General features: G+C 35.7%; 10 protein-coding genes. All 10 read left to right on the top strand.

The features are described from left to right. Nucleotides 1-64: 64 nt before the first annotated feature. Nucleotides 65-913, top strand: coding sequence for a DUF4861 family protein (locus H599_RS0100195; RefSeq protein ID WP_026712265.1), 849 nt, complete (start codon nt 65-67; stop codon nt 911-913). Nucleotides 914-1,105: 192 nt separating this feature from the next. Then, complete coding sequence (locus H599_RS0100190) at nt 1,106-3,397, top strand: GH92 family glycosyl hydrolase (RefSeq protein WP_026712264.1); 2,292 nt, start codon at nt 1,106-1,108, stop codon at nt 3,395-3,397. A 31-nt stretch (nt 3,398-3,428) separates the two neighbouring features. Then, nucleotides 3,429-4,415, top strand: coding sequence for a family 43 glycosylhydrolase (locus tag H599_RS0100185; RefSeq protein WP_035140966.1), 987 nt, complete (start codon nt 3,429-3,431; stop codon nt 4,413-4,415). A 27-nt stretch (nt 4,416-4,442) separates the two neighbouring features. Continuing rightward, nucleotides 4,443-6,677, top strand: a complete 2,235-nt coding sequence (locus tag H599_RS18950) for an alpha-N-acetylglucosaminidase (protein ID WP_081810469.1) — start codon at nt 4,443-4,445, stop codon at nt 6,675-6,677. A 2-nt stretch (nt 6,678-6,679) separates the two neighbouring features. Beyond that, on the top strand, nt 6,680-7,825 hold the full coding sequence (locus H599_RS0100175; RefSeq protein ID WP_035140964.1) for an acyltransferase family protein: 1,146 nt from the start codon (nt 6,680-6,682) through the stop codon (nt 7,823-7,825). Between the two features lie 23 nt (nt 7,826-7,848). Beyond that, on the top strand, nt 7,849-8,937 hold the full coding sequence (locus tag H599_RS0100170) for a phosphatidylinositol-specific phospholipase C1-like protein (protein WP_051590584.1): 1,089 nt from the start codon (nt 7,849-7,851) through the stop codon (nt 8,935-8,937). Next, nucleotides 8,924-11,902, top strand: coding sequence for a glycosyl hydrolase 115 family protein (locus tag H599_RS0100165; protein ID WP_026712260.1), 2,979 nt, complete (start codon nt 8,924-8,926; stop codon nt 11,900-11,902). Before H599_RS0100170 ends, H599_RS0100165 begins: the two co-directional genes overlap by 14 nt. Further along, nucleotides 11,860-13,755: a metallophosphoesterase family protein gene (locus tag H599_RS0100160; protein ID WP_245600470.1), complete on the top strand. Its 1,896-nt coding sequence runs from the start codon at nt 11,860-11,862 to the stop codon at nt 13,753-13,755. The genes H599_RS0100165 and H599_RS0100160 overlap by 43 nt, the downstream gene beginning before the upstream one ends. 63 nt (nt 13,756-13,818) lie before the next feature. Then, complete coding sequence (locus tag H599_RS0100155; RefSeq protein WP_245600469.1) at nt 13,819-17,796, top strand: hybrid sensor histidine kinase/response regulator transcription factor; 3,978 nt, start codon at nt 13,819-13,821, stop codon at nt 17,794-17,796. A 428-nt stretch (nt 17,797-18,224) separates the two neighbouring features. Then, the gene (locus tag H599_RS0100150; RefSeq protein WP_026712257.1) at nt 18,225-19,670 is read left to right on the top strand and encodes an MFS transporter; all 1,446 of its coding nucleotides are present in this window, start codon (nt 18,225-18,227) and stop codon (nt 19,668-19,670) included. The last annotated feature ends 99 nt before the right edge of the window (nt 19,671-19,769 follow it).

The following is a 19,769-nucleotide window of genomic DNA, read 5'->3' as shown; positions in this document are numbered from 1 at the left end:
GGGCATTGCAGAAAGTTTACTTAATTTTACGAAAATTAAGTTTAATCTATAAATAATTGAAATTATGAAATTATCATTTATGGCTGCTTTGCTGTTGGGAGGCATTTGTTTCGGGCAAAACAATACAGATGCGAGTTTGTATATGAAAGCTGATAAAATAAGTTACCTGACGGATATTGGTTCTGAATCCGGGGATTTATACAGTACAATTGGACATCATGGGCCAGCTGTAGAGAATGAATGGATGGCATTGCGAATTTATTTTAGTGATAAAGTAGCTATTGATGTTTATAATAAGGCCAAAAAAGGTTTGGAGTTGAAAGCCGCACATTGGTATCCAACTCCGGAACAACAAAAAGAAGGATGGGGAGCCGATTATTATAAAGTAGGAGCTACTGTTGGTCTAGGAGGAGTGCGTCTTTGGGACGGAGAAAAAGTAATTCCACTAAATCCGGTAACGAACCGTTTGGCTCACGTGGGAAAAACTGAGAATACGTCTTATATGGAAATGATTTCCAGAGGTGTGCCTTACAAAGGGAAAAAGGTAGATATCAAAGTGCGTGTAACGGTATTTTCAGGGAAAAGAGAAGCTAAAGTGGAAGCTTTTAGTTTGAATGGCGAAAAAGTACAGTTTGTAACCGGAGTGAATTATTTCAAAGGTTGCGGAACCAAGAAAGGAGCAAATTATATTGCCGTTTGGGGAAAACATCCGGAAGACGTAGCTGCTGAGATTGTAGAAGTGGGTGGCGCTATTAAATACAATCCGAAAGATTATGTAAAAAGTACCGATGACGGAACCCAATACTTATTGATTTCTAAACCAACGAAACATTTAGAAACGGAAGTGGTTTCGGCTTGCGCCAGAGAAAAGGAGATTAATAATTTGGATAAGTTAGAAGCTTACATGAAATAAAATCTGCATAGTAGTGCTTATTTTTTGTGAGATTTTGAAATTTTGAATTACAAAAAATAGTGCACAGTTGATACTTGAAAATCAATCGGTGTCAACTGTGCGCTTTTTTTTGTCTTTTTTTTAAAAGAAGGTGTTTTAGACGATTATTTAATGAAAAATAATTATCTCAACAGAATAATTAAAATAGCAATTATGAAAAAGAGCCGGAATGCAATTTTTATTTGTTTAGCATTACTGATAGTTAGTTTGTCAAATGCACAAAATCATCGTTTTGTCGATCCTATGATTGGTTCGGAAGGATTAGGAAATGTTTTCGTAGGACCATCATGCCCATACGGAATGATTAAACCGGGACCCGACAACGACTTGAACGCCAATAGTGGTTTTACAACCGATATGACAAAACCTATTTACGGTTTTAGTCAGGTGCACGTAAGTGGAACGGGTGGCGGAGCAAAATATGGCAATGTTTCTGTAATGCCTGTTTCGGGAGATTTTGAAACCATAAAACAGGAATCTTTGCGTGAAAACGAAAAAGTAGCTTTAGGATATTATGGTGCTTTATTGAAAAAATGGAACATTCAAACCCAAATCACGACTTCTGACAGAGCGGCTTTTTACAAATTTGTTTTTGATTCGAATGCTAAAAATGCAGTTAAAATTGATTTAGGAAGATATCTGGACGAATCCATTATTCCTGATGGGCGTGAAGCGCAGCAGTTTGTAGGTTCTCAGGTTGAAGTTATTTCAGATACCGAAGTTCGCGGTTATACTAAAGTTCGCGGTGGCTGGAATAACGGAAGTACTTATGCGGTTTATTTTTCGGCAGTATTCGATCAGCCTTTTGCTCATTTTTCTACTTGGAAAGGCGAGAAGTTTTTTCCAAATGAAAAAAATCAGGTGGATAATGGAAAGAAAACCGGAGCGATGTTATTTTTCGAAAGCTTAGCCAATAAAACGCTGAACATGAAAATCGGAATTTCATTTATTAGTAGTTTAAAAGCCAGAGAAAATATAGATAACGAAATTCCGCATTGGGATTTCAAAAAAGAATTAGCCGAAACCCAACAAAAATGGGAGAATTTATTACAAAGAGTGGAAGTTGAAAAAGAAGCCTCTGTAGAAAAAAAGACGATGTTTTACACCGGTTTGTATCATACTATGTTGATGCCGGTGGATCGTACAGGAGAAAATCCTTTATGGGAAAATGACTCCCCTTATTACGACGATTTTTATGCGATTTGGGATACTTATCGTTCTTCAAGCCCTTTAATCACGCTTTTAGATCCTAAACGTGAAATTGATATTGTGAATGCGATGTTGCAAATCTACAAACGTGATGGTTATTTACCGGAAGCCAGAAGCGGAAATTCGAATGGAAGAACTCAGGGAGGATCGAATGCTGAGGTAGTTATTGCCGATGCTTTTGTAAAAGGTTTGGAAGGAATTAATTATAAGTTGGCATTGGATGCCATGCTGAAAGATGCGCTGTTTCCTCCTGGGGGCAATGAAGAAAAAGAAGGTCGTGGCGGATTAGTGGATTACAATCGATTGGGTTATGTTTCTACCGATTATGTGCGTTCCGGAAACCGAACTTTAGAATATTCATATAACGATTTTTGTCTGGCAATTGTTGCCAAAGGAACCAAACGCAAAGGAGAATACTGGCGTTTTATCAAGCAGGCTGATAACTGGCAAAACCTATGGCGAGATATTGAAGACAATGGTTCCCGTGGATTTATCATGCCAAAAGATTCTAACAGAAAGTGGGTGGACAGCATTCAGTGTGCTGCCAATAATGGGAAAATAAGTTACGTGCCTTATACACCTTTAGCACAAGATTGGCCTAACTGTGTTTGCTGGTGGTGTGGCGTTTTTTACGAAGCGAGCTCTTGGGAATATTCTTTATCTGTACCTCATGATGTGGCCATGTTGATTAAAAAAACGGGTGGAAATGAAGCTTTCAAGAAAAGATTGAATACGCTATTTGACAAAGGATTTTATAATGTAGCCAATGAGCCTTCGTTTTTGAGCCCGAATTTATACCACTGGATCGGTCGTCCTGATTTGAGTAACGATCGCATTCACGAAATTATTGATAAAAATTACAACAGTTCCAGAAATGGAATTCCAGGAAATGACGATTCAGGAGCGATGTCTTCCTGGCTGGCTTTTCACATGATGGGCTTGTATCCTAACGCGGGACAATCGTATTATTTGATTAATTCACCTTATTTCAAACAAACGGTAATTCATCAGGAAAACGGAAAAGATTTTACCATCAAAGCGAAAAATCTTTCTGAGAAAGACAAATACATCAAATCAGTAACATTAAACGGAAAAGCATTCGAAAATGCTTTTATCGAGCATCAGGATATTGTAAAAGGCGGTGTGTTAGAATTTGAAATGGCTGCAACACCGTCTAAAACCTGGGGAACAAAACAGGTTCCGCCTTCCAAATCTGACGAAGTAATAGAGGAATAGTAATTTTTATTGATGATTAAAATAAATAGTAATGAAGAATTTTAAACCAGGAATTTTTATTTTGTTGATGAGTATTTTGCTGATGTCGTGCAAGAATACAGCCAAAAAGGAAAATCTACAACAAAAACCAAGCATAGCAAATCCGGTTATACCGGGATATTTTGCTGATCCCTGTATTGTAAAAGAAGGAGATACCTTTTTTATTTATGCCACAATTGATCCTTGGGGTGGTGATGAACTAGCGGTATTTTCAACAAAAGATTTTGTAAAATTTGAACGCCATCATTTAAACTGGCCAACCAAAAAAGCCTGTACAAGCCCGAATTCTAAAGATTCAATGGTATGGGCGCCTTCTGTAAGAAAAGCAGCAAACGGAAAGTATTATATGTATGTTTCTGTGGGGAGTGAAGTTTGGGTAGGTGTGAGCGATGCTCCGTTAGGTCCCTGGAAAAATGCCAAAGAAGACCAGTCGCCTTTGATTTCATCAAAAGATTATCCTTTGGTACATAATATCGATGCCGATTGCTTTATCGATGAGGATGGTCAGGCTTATTTATATTGGGGTTCCGGATTTAATTGGGTAAATGGAACTTGTATGGCTACCAAGTTAAATTCAGATATGATTTCTTTTCAGGAAAAACCTAAAGCTGTTACTCCTAAAGATTATTTTGAGGCCCCTTATATGATTAAGCGTTTCGGGAAATACTATTTGATGTATTCGTCAGGAAAAGCAATTGATGCAACTTATAGAGTAGGATATGCTGTGGGAAATTCTCCTTTAGGGCCATTTGAAACAGCCAAAAATAGTCCTATTCTGGAAACTTCTGCGGATAGTACCACTTATGGACCTGGACATCATTCAGTGTTTCGTGAAAAAGGACAGGATTATATTTTATACCACCGAATTCTTCCACAAAAAGAAAAATATGTATTGCGCCAAATTTGTATTGACAGCTTAAATTTTGATGCCAATCACAACATGTTAAAAGTAAAACCAACTGGTATTTCCAGTTTCTGATTCTGTATAATAAAATCTTAAAAAAAGATGAAAACCAACCTTAAATTAGTCATATTGTTTATAGTTTTTATTTTTGAAACTGGTGTTTGTCAATCGACAAAACCGGAGACAGAAATAGTTAATGCTTCGGGCCAGCTTATTGCTCGTATATTACCGAATCATGTTTCACAATTTAGTATCGAAATTGATTCTTCAGCAAAAGAGGATTGGTTTGAAATAGTTTCCAAAGGTGATAAAATTGTTTTGAGAGGAAACAACGGTGTTTCGGTTGCTTCGGCTTTGTATTATTATCTCAATAATGTTACACATTGCCAAATAACTTGGAATGGAACGAATTTGAATTTGCCTAAGAAATTGCCGGTAGTACCTAATTTAATTCATAAAAAAACACCTTATGAATACCGTTACTATTTGAATTATTGCACCTTCAATTACAGCATGAGTTGGTGGGATTGGAAGCGTTGGGAAAAAGAAATCGACTGGATGGCTTTGCACGGAATTAACATGCCGCTGGCTATTACCGGAGAAGAATATATTTGGGATGAAGTCTATAAGTCTTATGGTTTTACCGATGAAGATTTGAGTACTTTTTTTAGCGGACCGGCTTATTTCTCCTGGTTTTGGATGGGGAATTTAGATGGTTGGGGAGGTCCGTTGTCTAAAAACTGGAAAGACACGCACCGTGATTTACAGTTGAAAATTTTAAAAAGAGAACGCGAACTGGGAATGAAAACCGTTTTGCCGGCTTTTACCGGTCACGTTCCGGCATCGTTTAAAAAGTTTTTTCCAAATGCTAAATTAAAGCAAACTAACTGGGGGAATGATTTTGAGGATACTTATATTTTAGATTCTAATGATCCTTTGTTTGCTGAAATTGGTAAGAAATTTTTAGAGATGCAATCTAAAATTTACGGAACTGATCATTTGTATTCAGCCGATACTTTCAACGAAAATACGCCGCCATCTAATGATCCTGCTTATTTGTTTGATTTAAGCAAAAAAATATTTGAAGGAATGAAATCGGCTGATGAAAAAGCAGTTTGGGTAATGCAGGGCTGGCTTTTTTACAGTCACAGAGAATTTTGGGAAGCACCACAAATCAAAGGATTATTAGATGCGGTTCCTGATGACAGGATGATTATTTTGGATTTGGCTGCCGAGATTGAGCCGATTTGGAAACGCACAGAAGCTTTTTATGGTAAACAATGGATTTGGAATATGCTCCACAATTTTGGTGGGAATATTTCGATGTTTGGACGTATTGAAGCCGTTGCCAATGAGCCGGCTAAAGCTTTGAAAGACCCAAATTCAGGGAAGCTAAAAGGAATTGGATTGACAATGGAAGCTATTGAACAAAATCCGGTTTTGTATGAACTGATGACCGATAATACCTGGCGTGATACCCCGATTGATTTGAATTTCTGGCTTCAAAAATATACTTTGAATCGTTATGGAAAATCAAATGCTGACATTTCGAAAGCCTGGGATATTTTAGTAAAAACGGTTTATAACGGACAGGTAATTCGCGATGGAGCGGAGTCGATTATTGTTTCCCGACCTACCTTTGAAGGTTTCCGTCGTTGGGCGAGAACCAAACAAAATTATGCTTCAAAAGATTTATTGCCGGCTTGGGATCTTTTTATAAAAGCGATACCAGCTTGCGAAAAATCAGATGGTTTTCAATATGATTTGGTTGATGTTACGCGTCAGGTTTTGGCTAATTATGCTTTGCCTTTGCAACAGCAAATTGCCAGAGATTATCAGGCTAATAATAAAGCAGCATTTGATAAAAACTCAAAAGAATTTTTAGAATTGATTGACGATATGGATTCATTGTTGGCTACGCGTTATGATTTTCTGTTAGGTCCGTGGATTGCCGATGCCAGACGTTGGGGAATTGATGAGAAAGAAAAAGCATTGTATGAGCAAAATGCCCGTGACCTGATTACACTTTGGGGAGGAGCCAGTAACAGATTGCATGAATACAGTAATAGGCAATGGAGCGGACTGTTTACTGATTTTTACAAACCTAGATGGCAGCAATTTTTTGCTGAGGTAAAAGCTAATTGGGGACATTTTAATCAGGAGGGTTTTGATAAAAAAATTAAAGAATGGGAATGGAAATGGGTAACTGCCAGAAAGGATTTTCCGGTAAAAGCAAAAGGTAATCCAAATGTGATTGCTAAAGCTTTATATAAAAAATACCGCTCTCGCATTATACCTGTAACCGAAAAAATGACGCCAATTAAATACGATTATTAACTATGGGAGCAATTTCTAACCAAAATTCCAATCGTTTCCTCTCACTGGATGTGTTTAGAGGATTAACGATTTGTTTAATGATTGTGGTTAATACACCGGGAACGGGTGCGAATCTCTATCCTTATTTGGTTCATGCCGAATGGTTTGGGTTTACTCTGGCCGATTTGGTGTTTCCTTCCTTCCTTTTTGCAATGGGAAATGCCATGAGTTTTTCGATGGGAAAAATGAAAGAAATGGCTGCTGATGTATTTTGGAAAAAAGTAATCAAGCGAACACTTATTATTTTTCTTTTAGGATTCTTAATGTATTGGTTTCCTTTTGTTAAACAGGGTGTTGATGGTGTTTGGGAATTAAAACCTTTTGCGGAAACCCGTATAATGGGTGTTTTGCAGCGTATCGCCTTGTGTTATATGTTTGCGGCAGTTATTTTTTATTATTTGTCGGAGAGAGTGGCAATCGTTTTATCTGTGATTTTTTTATTGGGATACTGGGCGATGCTTTATTTGTTTGGGCAGCCGGGAGCCGAACTCGAAATGGCGACCAATGCTGTGACCCGTTTGGATTTATCGGTTTTAGGAAATGGTCATATTTATAAACGCGATATGGTGCCTTTTGATCCGGAAGGAATTTTAAGCACCTTGCCTTCCATTGTCAATGTAATAGCCGGTTATATTGCCGGAGCATTTATTCAGAGAATTGGAAAAACATTTGAGGGTATTGCCAAATTATTGATTGTTGGTTTCCTTTTGATGGCTTTGGCTCGTTGGTGGGATTTGGTTTTGCCTATTTGTAAAAAGTTATGGACAGGTTCTTTCGTGTTGTATACCGTTGGAATTGACTTATCCATTATGGCTGTTTTAATTTATTTTATCGAATTAAAGCAAAAATATTTTGGGGTGGAATTCTGCACCATTTTTGGCAAAAATCCTTTGTTTATTTATTTGTTTTCCGAACTTTTCTTTACGTTTTTGCGCCGCCTTACTCATATGAATCCGGAAATGGATGTTTTTGAATGGTTTAGCGAATGCATTATTCAAAGAATATTTCCGGGAAGTTTTGGCTCGTTTGTTACCGCTATTTTGTTTATGTTGCTTTGTTGGGGCGTAGGTTGGTGGCTCAATAAAAAGCGCATCTATATTAGGATTTAATTTTCTAAGTAAACGTTTTTGATATGATTTTGAAAAATAAAATTATAGTACTGCTTTCCATATCATTATTTTTATTGGTTTCTTTTAAAAAAGAAAAGCCAGTAAAAATGAATGAAATTCAGGTGATTGGGAGTCATAATTCATATAAAATAGCTATTGAAAAACCGCTCTGGGATTATTTGTATCAAAAAGATTCTACCGGAGCAAAGTCACTTCAATACACACATATCCCTCTGGAAGCTCAGTTGGATTTAGGTCTGCGAAATCTGGAAATGGATGTTTTGTATGATCCGAAAGGAGGTTATTATTCCAATCCCAAAGGGCTTGCAATTGTTAAGACTTTAGGCAAACAGCCGTTAGAGTATGATAATGAAAAAAAGTTGGCGCAGCCGGGATTAAAAATGTTTCATATTCCGGATATTGATTTCAGGAGTCATTATTTGCTTTTCAAAGAAGGATTGCAGGCTATAAAAAATTGGTCAGATGAACATAAAAATCATTTTCCTATTTTTATTTTAATCAATGCCAAAGATGGTAATAGTCAAAATTTGAAAGAACCTTTGCCTTTTACAAGAGAAGCTTTGGAAACGATAGATGAGGAGATTCGTTCGGTTTTTGACGAATCCCAATTAATCACTCCGGATTTGGTCAGAGGTGATTTTGAAACTCTGGAGGAAGCTGTTTTGAAAAAAGGCTGGCCAGATTTAGAAACTGTCAGAGGAAAATTTCTATTTGTTTTGGATGAAAATGAAATCAAGATTAGTCGATATATTGATGGACATCCGTCATTGAAAAACAGCGTTTTATTTGTAAATGCTAAAGAAGGTGCACCGGAAGCGGCTTTTAGAGTAATCAATGACCCGATTAAAAATTTTGAGTATATCAAAGATTTAGTAGCCAAAGGATATCTGGTTCGCAGCCGAGCCGACGACGGAACGACAGAAGCCAGAACGAATGATTATACTAAATTTGAAAAAGCAAAAGCTTCGGGAGCACAGGTAATTTCAACGGATTATTACATTCCGTCCACGCTTTTTAAATCATCTTACAAGGTGAGTTTTGAGAATAAACGTTACGAAAGAATTAAAAATAGCAACCATGTTCAAAAATAAGTTTTCTAGTGTTTTCATAGTTTTTATTGCTCTTTTTGCCAATGCAATACAGGCGCAAAACAATGATTTTACCATTGTTTCCGAAAATCAAAAAGCGGGAATTTTAGTTGAAGAAAAAGAACCAAAAGTGGTTCATATCGCTGCTGAAATTTTGGCTGATGATGTTTTTTCGATTACCAATAAACGATTGAATCCCGATAGCTATCGGGATGCTAAAAACAGTTCAGGAATAGTAATTATGGCAGGAACTATTGGGCAAAGTAAATGGATCGATGCTTTGGTTTCGAAGCAAAAAATTACCGTTACTGATGTAAAAGGGAAATGGGAAACTTATAAAATTCAGCTTATTGAAAATCCAGCAGCAGCCATCAAAAAAGCATTGGTAATTGTAGGTTCTGACAGAAGAGCGACTGCTTATGGATTGCTCGAAATTTCCAGAAAAATAGGTGTTTCTCCATGGGAATGGTGGGCTGATGTTACACCGGATAAAAAGGATAATCTGGTTTTGAATATTGAAACTAAAACTTATGGTTCGCCATCGGTTAAATACAGAGGAATTTTTCTAAACGATGAAGATTGGGGATTACAGCCCTGGGCGGCTAAAACATTCGAACCGGAAACGGGCGATATCGGACCTAAAACCTATGCAAAAGTTTTTGAATTGTTATTGCGTTTGAGAGCTAATACCATTTGGCCGGCGATGCATAAAAGCACCAAGGCTTTTTATTCTTTTCCAAAAAATAAAGAAGTTGCCGATGATTATGCCATTGTGGTAGGAACTTCGCATGCCGAGCCGATGCTGAGCAACATTAATGCGGAGTGGAATCACAACACGATGGGGGAATATCGCTATGATACGAATTCGGCAACTATAAAATATTTTTTCAGAAAAAGAGCCAAAGAAACTGCTCCTTTCGAAAATATTTACACCGTAGGAATGCGTGGCGAGCATGATTCTCCAATGATTGTGGGCGAAGACGATTCGGATTCACAGGTTAAATTATTGGAACAGGTAATTGCCGACCAAAGAGCAATTTTGAAAAAGGCTACAGGGAGAGAACCAAACAAAATTCCACAGGCATTTATTCCATACAAAGAAGTGTTGGATTACTATCAAAAAGGATTACAATTACCGGAAGATGTGCAACTGGTATGGACCGATGATAATTACGGATACATTCGTCAATTGAGTAATATAAAAGAGCAAAAACGTCCCGGAGGTGCCGGAATTTATTACCACACTTCCTATTGGGGTCGTCCGCACGATTATTTATGGCTCAATTCTACCAATCCCGTTTTGATGTGGGAAGAAATGGCAAAGGCTTACGAATTTCAATCTCGTGATTTATGGATTTTGAACTGTGGAGATATTAAACCACATGAATATAATATCGAATTATTTTTGGATATGGCCTGGGATATGAATCCGTTTCAGCAAAGTCAAAGCGTAAAAACACACATGCAAAATTGGGCTTCGAGAGAATTTGGAAGTCAAAACTCGAAGGCTGTTACCGACTTATTTTTTGATTATTATCATTTGGCTTTTCAGAGACGTCCGGAGTTTATGGCCTGGAATCAGGTAGAGCCGGAAACCAAAGCATCTCCAACTGCACTGACTCAAATTCACTACGGAGATGAGGTTTCGAAAAGAATTGATGCATACCAAAAATTAATGGATGCAACTGAAAAAATAAAAACCACTATTCCGGTCAATCGTCAAAATGCTTTTTATGAATTAGTTGAATATCCGGTTATTGGCGCAGCGAGTTTAAATCATAAATGGTTGTATGCCTATAAAAATAAATTTGTTGCGGAGCAAGGTCGCGGAAGCGCAGCATTTTTTGCAAAGAAATCGACAGCAGCTTTTCAGCGAATTCAAAAAGAGACTCAGTATTTTAATAACGAATTGGCTGGAGGAAAGTGGAAATACATTATGAGTATGTCGCCACGTTACTTGCCTGTTTTTGATCAGGCTACTTCAACTAATGCTGTTGCCGGAAAGAAGCCGGAAATGAAACTGGCTTTGGAAAGTTATGAAATGGAAGTGAATCATAAAACTGAGAATTCCTATGCTGATGTTCTGCCGGTTTTTAATGCTTATGTAAAGAATCAGTATTATATTGATGTTTTTATGAAAGGTGAGGGAACGGTAAATTGGCAGGTAAAACCCAAAGCAGATTGGATTAAAATTTCGCAACAACAAGGGACTTTAGATAATATGGACAATAGTCAACAACGCATTTGGGTAAGTATTGATTGGGACAAAGTACCGCGGGGAGAAAACAAAAAAGAAGCACCATTAGGACACGATTACCAATTAATTCCGCCAAGTTATAAGGTGAATTCAGCTATAGATTTCGTCAATAAAGACACTTTAATTACGATTGGTGTTACTGCTTTTAATCCAAAATTTGCAGCTTTGGAAAACTACAAAGGTTTTGTGGAAGACAAAGGATATGTTTCTATAAATGCTGCGAATTATTCGAATAAAAAAGACGGTGCAGCGGCCAAATGGGAAATTTTTGAAGGCATTGGTTATGCCGGAAAGGTGAGTGTAGCTTTGCCAAGAACCGCTGATTCTGAAGTGGATGTAAAGGCTATAAAAAATAACAGTCCCGTAATGGAATATGAATTTTATACTTTTAATTTTGGTGATGCCAAAATAAATGTGCAAGTCGTTCCTACTCATGCTTTTTATGAAGGGAAAGGGGTGCGATGTGCAGTAGCTATTGACAATGCGGAACCTGTAATTTTAGATTTTCAAACTTTTGGACGAAGTGATGAATGGATGCAAAATGTATTGAAAAATGCTGCGGTTAAATCGGCGAAGCAAATTGTGAATAAGGCGGGAAAACACACGCTGAAAGTTTGGATGGTTGATCCGGGAGTAATGATTGATCAAATTTTAATTGATTTGGGCGGATGGAAAGATTCTTATGCTTTTCCACCGGAAACGAAGATGTAATTATGATAAAAAAGCAAAAGAATATTTTTAAGCATATAGTTTTAAGTTGTATTGTTTGTTTAAGTTTTAAAGGATATGATGTATTTTGTCAATCCAAAACGAAAAACACACAAATTGCCTTCTTATCTGATGTTCATTTGCTGGATATTTATGGCGAGTTTTCAGATGCTGATTATAAAGGAATCCTAAATCCTGCTGATGGAAAATACACTTTGTTGCGAACCATGAAATCCCAACTGCAATCGACAAGATTGTTCAACGAAAATTATTTTGCTTTTATTGCTGCTTTGGATGATGTTGTGAGGCGTAACATAAAAATCGTGGCTCTTCCCGGAGATTTTAGTGATGACGGTCAACCGTTAAATATTCACGGACTAAAAAAGATATTAGCGGATTATTCCAATAAATATGGCATTCAGTTTATAATTACCACAGGAAATCACGATGTAGCTAAACCATTTTTGACTGATTCCGGAAAAACTGATTTTTTGGGAAAGGACGGAAAAAATCAGGTGATTATGAGCAAAGCGGGAATGTATGTCCCTAAAAGTTCGGACGAACTCCCTGTAGTAATTACAAAAGATATTGGAACGATGGGTTATGCCGAAGTTCTGAATGAATTAAAGGATTTTGGTTTTTTTCCTAAGAAAACCGATTTGTATTGGGAAACGCCTTTTACGAATTACAAGCCAGAAAATTATAGTTTTCAATTGGCTTCGGAAAATGCAACAATTGAAAAAAGAAAATATGCTATTCCGCCTTATCAAAATCCAATTCCGGATTTAAGTTATTTGGTAGAACCTCAAAAAGGGATTTGGCTGTTAGCTATTGATGGAAATGTTTATATCCCCAAAGAAGAGGCTAAAAATCATCCTGAAAACCCATCCAGTTATAATAGTCCGAATGTGGGCTACAATCAGGTTTTAACCCATAAAAAACACTTGATAGATTGGGCAGTAAAGGTCGCTAAGGAGGCGAAAAAAAGAGGCAAAACGCTCATCGCCTTTAGTCATTATCCGATGGTTGACTTTAATGATGATGCTTCGGGAATGATGCGAAAATTATTTGGAGAAGAGAAAATGCAATTGCACAGAGTTCCTGTAGAAGAAGTGAGTGCTCTTTTTGCGGAAGCGGGAATCCAAATTCATTTTGCGGGACACATGCACATTAATGATACCGCAATTAGAAAATACAAAGACGGAAAAACATTGTTTAATATCCAGATTCCGTCATTAGCGGCTTATATTCCGGGATATAAAATTTTGACTATTCGGAGTAGAAATAAAATGCAAATCAGTACGGTTACGATTGATTCGGTACCTGATTTTAAAACGCTTTTTCCTTTGTACGAACAGGAATATGCTTTTTTAAAAAGTATTGGTAGTCCTGATATTTGGGATAAAGGCATTTTAGAAGCTAAAAATTATCATGAATTTACCAATTGGCATCTTAAGGAATTAGTCAGAACCCGTTTTCTTAAAAACGACTGGACAACAGATTTCAAGAACTTTTTGTTACAAGCATCTGCAAAAGATTTGTTTGCTTTTGCCCATGTTTCTCATTCACAACAAGAGCAATTTAAAAATGAAAACTGGAGCGGTTTTGATATGATTTTTGATTTTTACCGTCTGCATTCGGCGGATGAATTGGCTCTGAAAGATATAGGGAAAGAACGAATTCATCAGTACGAAATACTGATAGATTCTTGTTTGGCGCATTATAAAAGCGGGCTTCATGCGTCAGAAACGGAAACTTCCTTTTATGAGTTTTGTTCTATTTTTAAAAGTTACCTAAATGGAGCACCATCCGATAATTTTATTATAAATTTGAGGAGAAATACCATCCGAAACTAATTTTTTATCATGAAATCTAAATTCATTATAGTTTTCATTCTGTTGATTTTGATGTCTCCGCTTATGGGGCAGAACATAAAATTTGAACATTATAGTGAAAATAACGGCTTGTCTTATAATTCGGTGCGACATATTGTTCAGGACAAAAATGGATTTTTGTGGTTGGGAACTTTTTTTGGACTGAATCGTTTTGATGGTTATCAGTTTAAGGCTTACATGAGTTCAGAATTGGGGAAAAACAAAATTTTCAATGACGATATTACTGCATTAGAATTAGATGAAGGTTCTAATAATTTATGGATTGGAACCCGAAAAGGACTTACTTTGTATAATATGGACACCCATGTTTTTAGTACTTTTTTTAACCAAAAAACGAATCCGAATAGTTTACCCGAAGACGAAATCCGCGCAGTGCATGTCGATAAATTTAAAAGAATCTGGGTAGGAACAATGACTAAAGGATTGTCGGTTTTTAATCCCAACGAAAGACGTTTTACTAAAATAAACATTAAGGGTTTTGAATACATCAAAGCCATTTTTCAGGATAAAAAAGGAAATATTTGGGTAGGAAGTTTTGGCACGGGTTCAGTCGCCAAAATTATTTTGGGAGCTAAGGGAGAGATTTTAAAAATAAACACTTATACCTTATCGGTTCCAAATTCGAATCAAAAAAATCCCTATATCAATTTTATTTACGAAGATGTTAAATCGGATATTTTTGTGGGAACGCGGGAAGGTTTATATAAATTAAATAAATCGCAAAATACTTTTGAGAATCTTTATATCAAAGATGTAGTTTTAAGAAACAAATTAGGGCCTTATTTTATTGCAATAGCCCATGCACCAGATGGTAAATATTGGCTGGGAACCTTAGGAGGGATTTTGGTTTGTGATCAGTTAGAGGATGTTGCGGTTGGTAAATTTCAAAGGTATTTTTCTAAACTAACTGATGATAATTCCTTAGTTGGGAATATCGTTAATTCACTGTATTTTGATAAAACCGGGGTTTTATGGATTGGTACTGAAGATGGTTTGGATAAATACGATCCTTATGGGAATCAGTTTAAAATTAGTAAGGATATTTCGTTCTATAATGATAATCAAAAACCCAGTATAAGAGGTTTTTCCAAAACTTTTGACGGAAAAGTTATTGTAGCCACTAGATATAACGGACTTTTTATTTCGCGTGATAAGGATTTTGTGCCATTGTATAATAATACGAATGACATTGCCAGTATTTATTCTAATGACGGAAAACTTTTTTACTGCGGTTTGTGGAACGGGAAAATATTGGTTTATAATTATTTGACGAACAGTTCCCGGTTAGTCGATATTGGAGTGAAAAGTTCTCCTTTAATTTCTTTTTTAGTAGCCGATGAAAATACTTTGGTGGCAGGTTCTTTTGGAGAAGGTGCTGTGATTTTAGACGCTAAAACACTTCAGGTTAAAATTCCCAAAGGTGTTTTGTTACCCGATTTCCAAATTAATAAAATAAAGGCGGATCGGTTTAAAAATTTATGGTTTGCCACCGAAACCGGAGTTGCGAAGTATAATTTAAAAACCAAAAAGTTCAAATTGTATTTAGAAGCACCACATAATAAAGCTGGTTTACCGGCCAATCATGTGAGTGATATTTTGATTGATGACAATGGTGATATTTGGGTGGCTACGGTAAAAGGACTCGGGTTTTATAATGCGAAGAAAGATGCTTTTATTCCTGTTTTAGAACCCAAAGAGCTTCATGGAAAATGGATTACCGATTTGGAAATGGATAATGATGGTTATTTGTGGCTGAATATTAATAATAATAGTGTTGCCAGATATAAGAAAAAATCAAAGAAAATAAATATTTATTATGTTGACAGCGGTAACCGTTTAGATGTTTTTAGTTCCAAAGGTTTTTATAGTTTAAATAATTCGACAATTTATTTAGGAGGAAAAAATGGCGTAATTTATTTTTCTGCAGATAAAATTAAGGAGAATAAAGTCGCTCCTTCACCCATTATCACGGAGTTTAAAGTTCAAAACGAAGAGGTGTTTCCCGGTTTAGAAATTAACGGACAAATTCCGCTTTTAAAAGATATTAATACCTATAAAGAAGTAGAGCTTAATTATGATAATCGTAATTTTTCTATTCAATTTTCGGCGCCATCTTATAGCAATGAACGTCTAAACGCTTTTGAATATATGTTGGAAGGTTTTGATGAAAATTGGATAACTACTACCAGTGAATCCCGGACAATTCAATATACTAACTTGAATCCGGATGATTATGTTTTTAAAATTAGAGCCCGAAATAGTGACGGAATTTGGAGTAAAACAGCAGCTTATCATATCACTGTTTTATCGCCTTTCTGGACTACAACTAAGATTTTCCTGTTGTTGGTTTTGATTGTTTTGATTACGTCTTATTATATTCGAAAAGAAATTAAATCCCGAATTAAATTAAGACAGGCACTTTTACTGGAACGTGTTAAAAGAGACAGTGACGAACGTTTGTCTAACGAAAAATTGCAATTCTTTACTAATATTTCCCATGAATTAAGAACGCCTTTGACATTAATTTTAGGTCCGGCAAAACAATTGTTAGAGCAAAAAGACAGCTTTGATTATGATAAAAACAAATTGCATTTGATTTATCAAAATGCCAGCAGATTGTTGTTGTTGGTGAATCAAATTTTGGATTTTAGAAAAGCACAATCAGGGGAGTTAAAATTAAAAGTGTCTAAAACAGAAATTGTTGCCAATACACAAACGGTTTTTAATTCTTTTGCCGAATTAGCTCAGGAAAAAGAGATTAATTTTAATTTTAATCACGAAGAGGAAAGTATAGAAGGTTGGGTAGATGTAGATAAATACCATAAAATACTCTATAATTTATTGTCGAATGCTTTGAAATTCACTAATGATTACGGAAATGTCGATTTGTATGTGGGTGTAAAAGAGAAAGAGAATATCCGGGAATTAATTGTTGAAGTAAGCGATGATGGAATAGGAATCCCGCTGGAGAGTCAGGAAAAAATATTTTCGAGATTTTATCAGGTAAAGGGAAGTAAAAAGAATAACACGGGTTCCGGTATTGGTCTGTCGTTAGTGATTTCTTTGGTTGACGTACACAAAGGTCGTTTGGCGTTAAAGAGTGCACCTGCTAAAGGAAGTGTGTTTACTTTAGAATTGCCAATTTCTAAAGAAAGTTATAAGAAAAATGAAGTTTTTGATATTGAATACAAAGAGGAAGAAGCGGTTTATACTGTGGTTGATAAGCTTAAAAAAGGCAATCAAAGTACCGAATTGAGACAAAATATCGTGGTGATTGAAGATAATGCTGAACTTCGATATTTTATTGTTGACTATTTGTCGGAATTTTATAAAGTGTATCAGGCTGAAAATGGAGATGAAGGACTGAATCTTTGCCGAAAAATTAAGCCGGCTCTTTGTGTAGTTGATGCCATGATGCCGGTAATGGGGGGATTTCAGTTTGTAGAAGCTTTAAAAAGTGATGAAAATATTAGTCATACTGCTTTGATTATGCTTACCGCTTTATCTGAAAATGAAAATAAGATTAAAGGTTATAATTTAGGTGTAGATGAATATATGGTCAAACCGTTTGATCCTGCGTTGTTAAAAACCCGAATTGATAACATTATTAAAACCCGAAGCGAATTAAAACAGCGGTTTTCGGGAGAAATTGAAACGGATGTTTCGACTTTGACGCATTCGCAATTGGATATAGATTTTATTTCAGATATTACCGATTTGATTGAAAAAAATATTAGTGATCCGGAACTCACCGCTAATTATTTATGTGCTGAATTAGGAATGAGTTCTTCCAAGTTGTATCGAAAAATAAAACAACTAACCGATTTGTCACCTAACGAATTTATAAGAACCGTTCGATTGAAAAAAGCAGCTCAGTTATTAAAATTAAAAACACTTAATGTTTCAGAAGTGGCTGATAAAGTGGGGTTTAATGATCCTTTGTATTTTAGTCGATGTTTTAAAAAACAATTTGGCTATTCGCCAAGTAAGTTGATTAAGTAGTTGGTTTTTATTTTTTTAAGTATTAAATATTTCTTTGTGTAAAATTACTTTCAGTTATTTTTTGATAAAAATTGTTTTTTGGCACAATTTTAGAGAATTGTGTTGGCTTATTTTAGAATTTAATATATATATTAGCAGATGTTTAAATTAATAGTCTAATTTTTGTAAAAAGTGTTTATTTGAATTAGATTTTTAAAATTTAGCATAAAATTGTTGCGATTCGATTATTAAGAATTATATTTGTGCAATCGATTACATTTTTTTGATTGTGATTTTCTGTGTTTTTGTACTAATTAGTTGATTCGTATTGTGTTGCGCTTTGTTTTTTAATATGGCGCTAATTTTTTTGCCTTTTTCTAAAACGATTTCGGTGAAAACAATAAGAAAGAATATTTTAACATTAAATAAAATTTATAAACATTTTAATTATGAGCCAAACAAACAAAGCTGTTGGAAATTATCGCTGGACAATTTGTTCCTTACTGTTTTTTGCAACAACGATAAATTATTTAGATAGACAGGTTCTTTCTTTGACATGGAGTGATTTTATTGCTCCTGAATTTCATTGGACAAATAACGATTACGGTAATATTACTGCTTTGTTTTCCATTTTTTATGCGGTTTCTTTATTGTTTGCAGGGAAGTTTGTGGACTGGATGGATACTAAAAAAGGATTTCTTTGGGCTATTGGAGTTTGGTCTTTAGGTGCTTGTTTACATGCGTTTGCAGGAATTGCTACTTCAGGATTATTAACGGGAAAGTGGTTTGTAGGTTTTGAAGGAGCTAAAGAAATGATTGCTACAGTTGAGGATACTTCTCTAATTATTAGTGTGAGTGTTTCCTTGTTTATTTTTGCAAGATTTGTTTTAGCAGTTGGTGAAGCCGGAAACTTTCCGGCAGCTATTAAAACTACAGCTGAATATTTTCCTAAAAAGGACAGAGCATTTGCAACCAGTATTTTTAATGCCGGTGCTACGGTAGGAGCTTTGGCGGCTCCTGTTACCATTCCTTTTATTGCTGAAGCTTATGGCTGGGAAATGTCTTTTATTATTATTGGTGCTTTAGGATTCTTATGGATGGGATTTTGGACCTTTATGTATGATAAACCGGAAAGTCATTCTAAAGTTGGTGAGGCTGAATTAGAGTATATTCAACAGGATGCTGTTGCAGATAGTAAAATGGAAGGTTATGTACCTGAGACTGCAACTAAAGTTTCTTTGGCTAAGTGTTTTAGTTATAAGCAAACCTGGGCTTTTGCTTTTGGTAAATTTATGACTGACGGAGTTTGGTGGTTTTTCTTATTCTGGACTCCGGCTTATTTAAGCTCAGTTTATGATATGGATTCTACAGAAGCGGCTTTTCCGTTATTTGTATTGTATATGATTACTTTATTGTCAATCATTGGAGGATGGTTGCCTACATATTTTGTAGATAAAAAAGGAATGAATCCTTATGAAGGTCGTATGAAAGCGATGTTAATTTTTGCCTTTTTTCCTTTATTGGCATTAGTAGCTCAGCCATTAGGGCATATTTCTTATTGGTTGCCTGTGCTTATTATTGGTATTGCGGGAGCAGCTCACCAGGCTTGGTCGGCTAATATCTTTACAACAGTTGGAGATATGTTTCCTAAAAAAGCTATCGCGACTATTACCGGTATTGGAGGTTTAGCCGGAGGTTTAGGTTCTACGTTAATTAATAAAGGATCAGGAGTTTTGTTTGATTATTCTAAAGAGAGCGAAATGGTGTTTTTAGGTTTCAAAGGAATTGAAGCCGGTTATTTCATTATTTTCTCTATTTGTGCTGTTTGTTATTTGATTGGGTGGGTGGTAATGAAATCATTAGTGCCTAAATATGCGCCTATAACTGACTTGTAAAATATATAAAAAGCTCTCTTGTGAAATTAAGAGGGCTTTTTGTTTTTTTAACTTTTTATAGAAAACATGTTTTTTAGAAAAGTACCTTTGCAATAAAAT

Source organism: Flavobacterium daejeonense DSM 17708, from assembly GCF_000425425.1.
GTDB lineage: Bacteria > Bacteroidota > Bacteroidia > Flavobacteriales > Flavobacteriaceae > Flavobacterium > Flavobacterium daejeonense.
The sequence above is the reverse complement of the archived record's forward strand: the minus strand, read 5'-3'. Positions and strand labels throughout refer to the sequence as shown.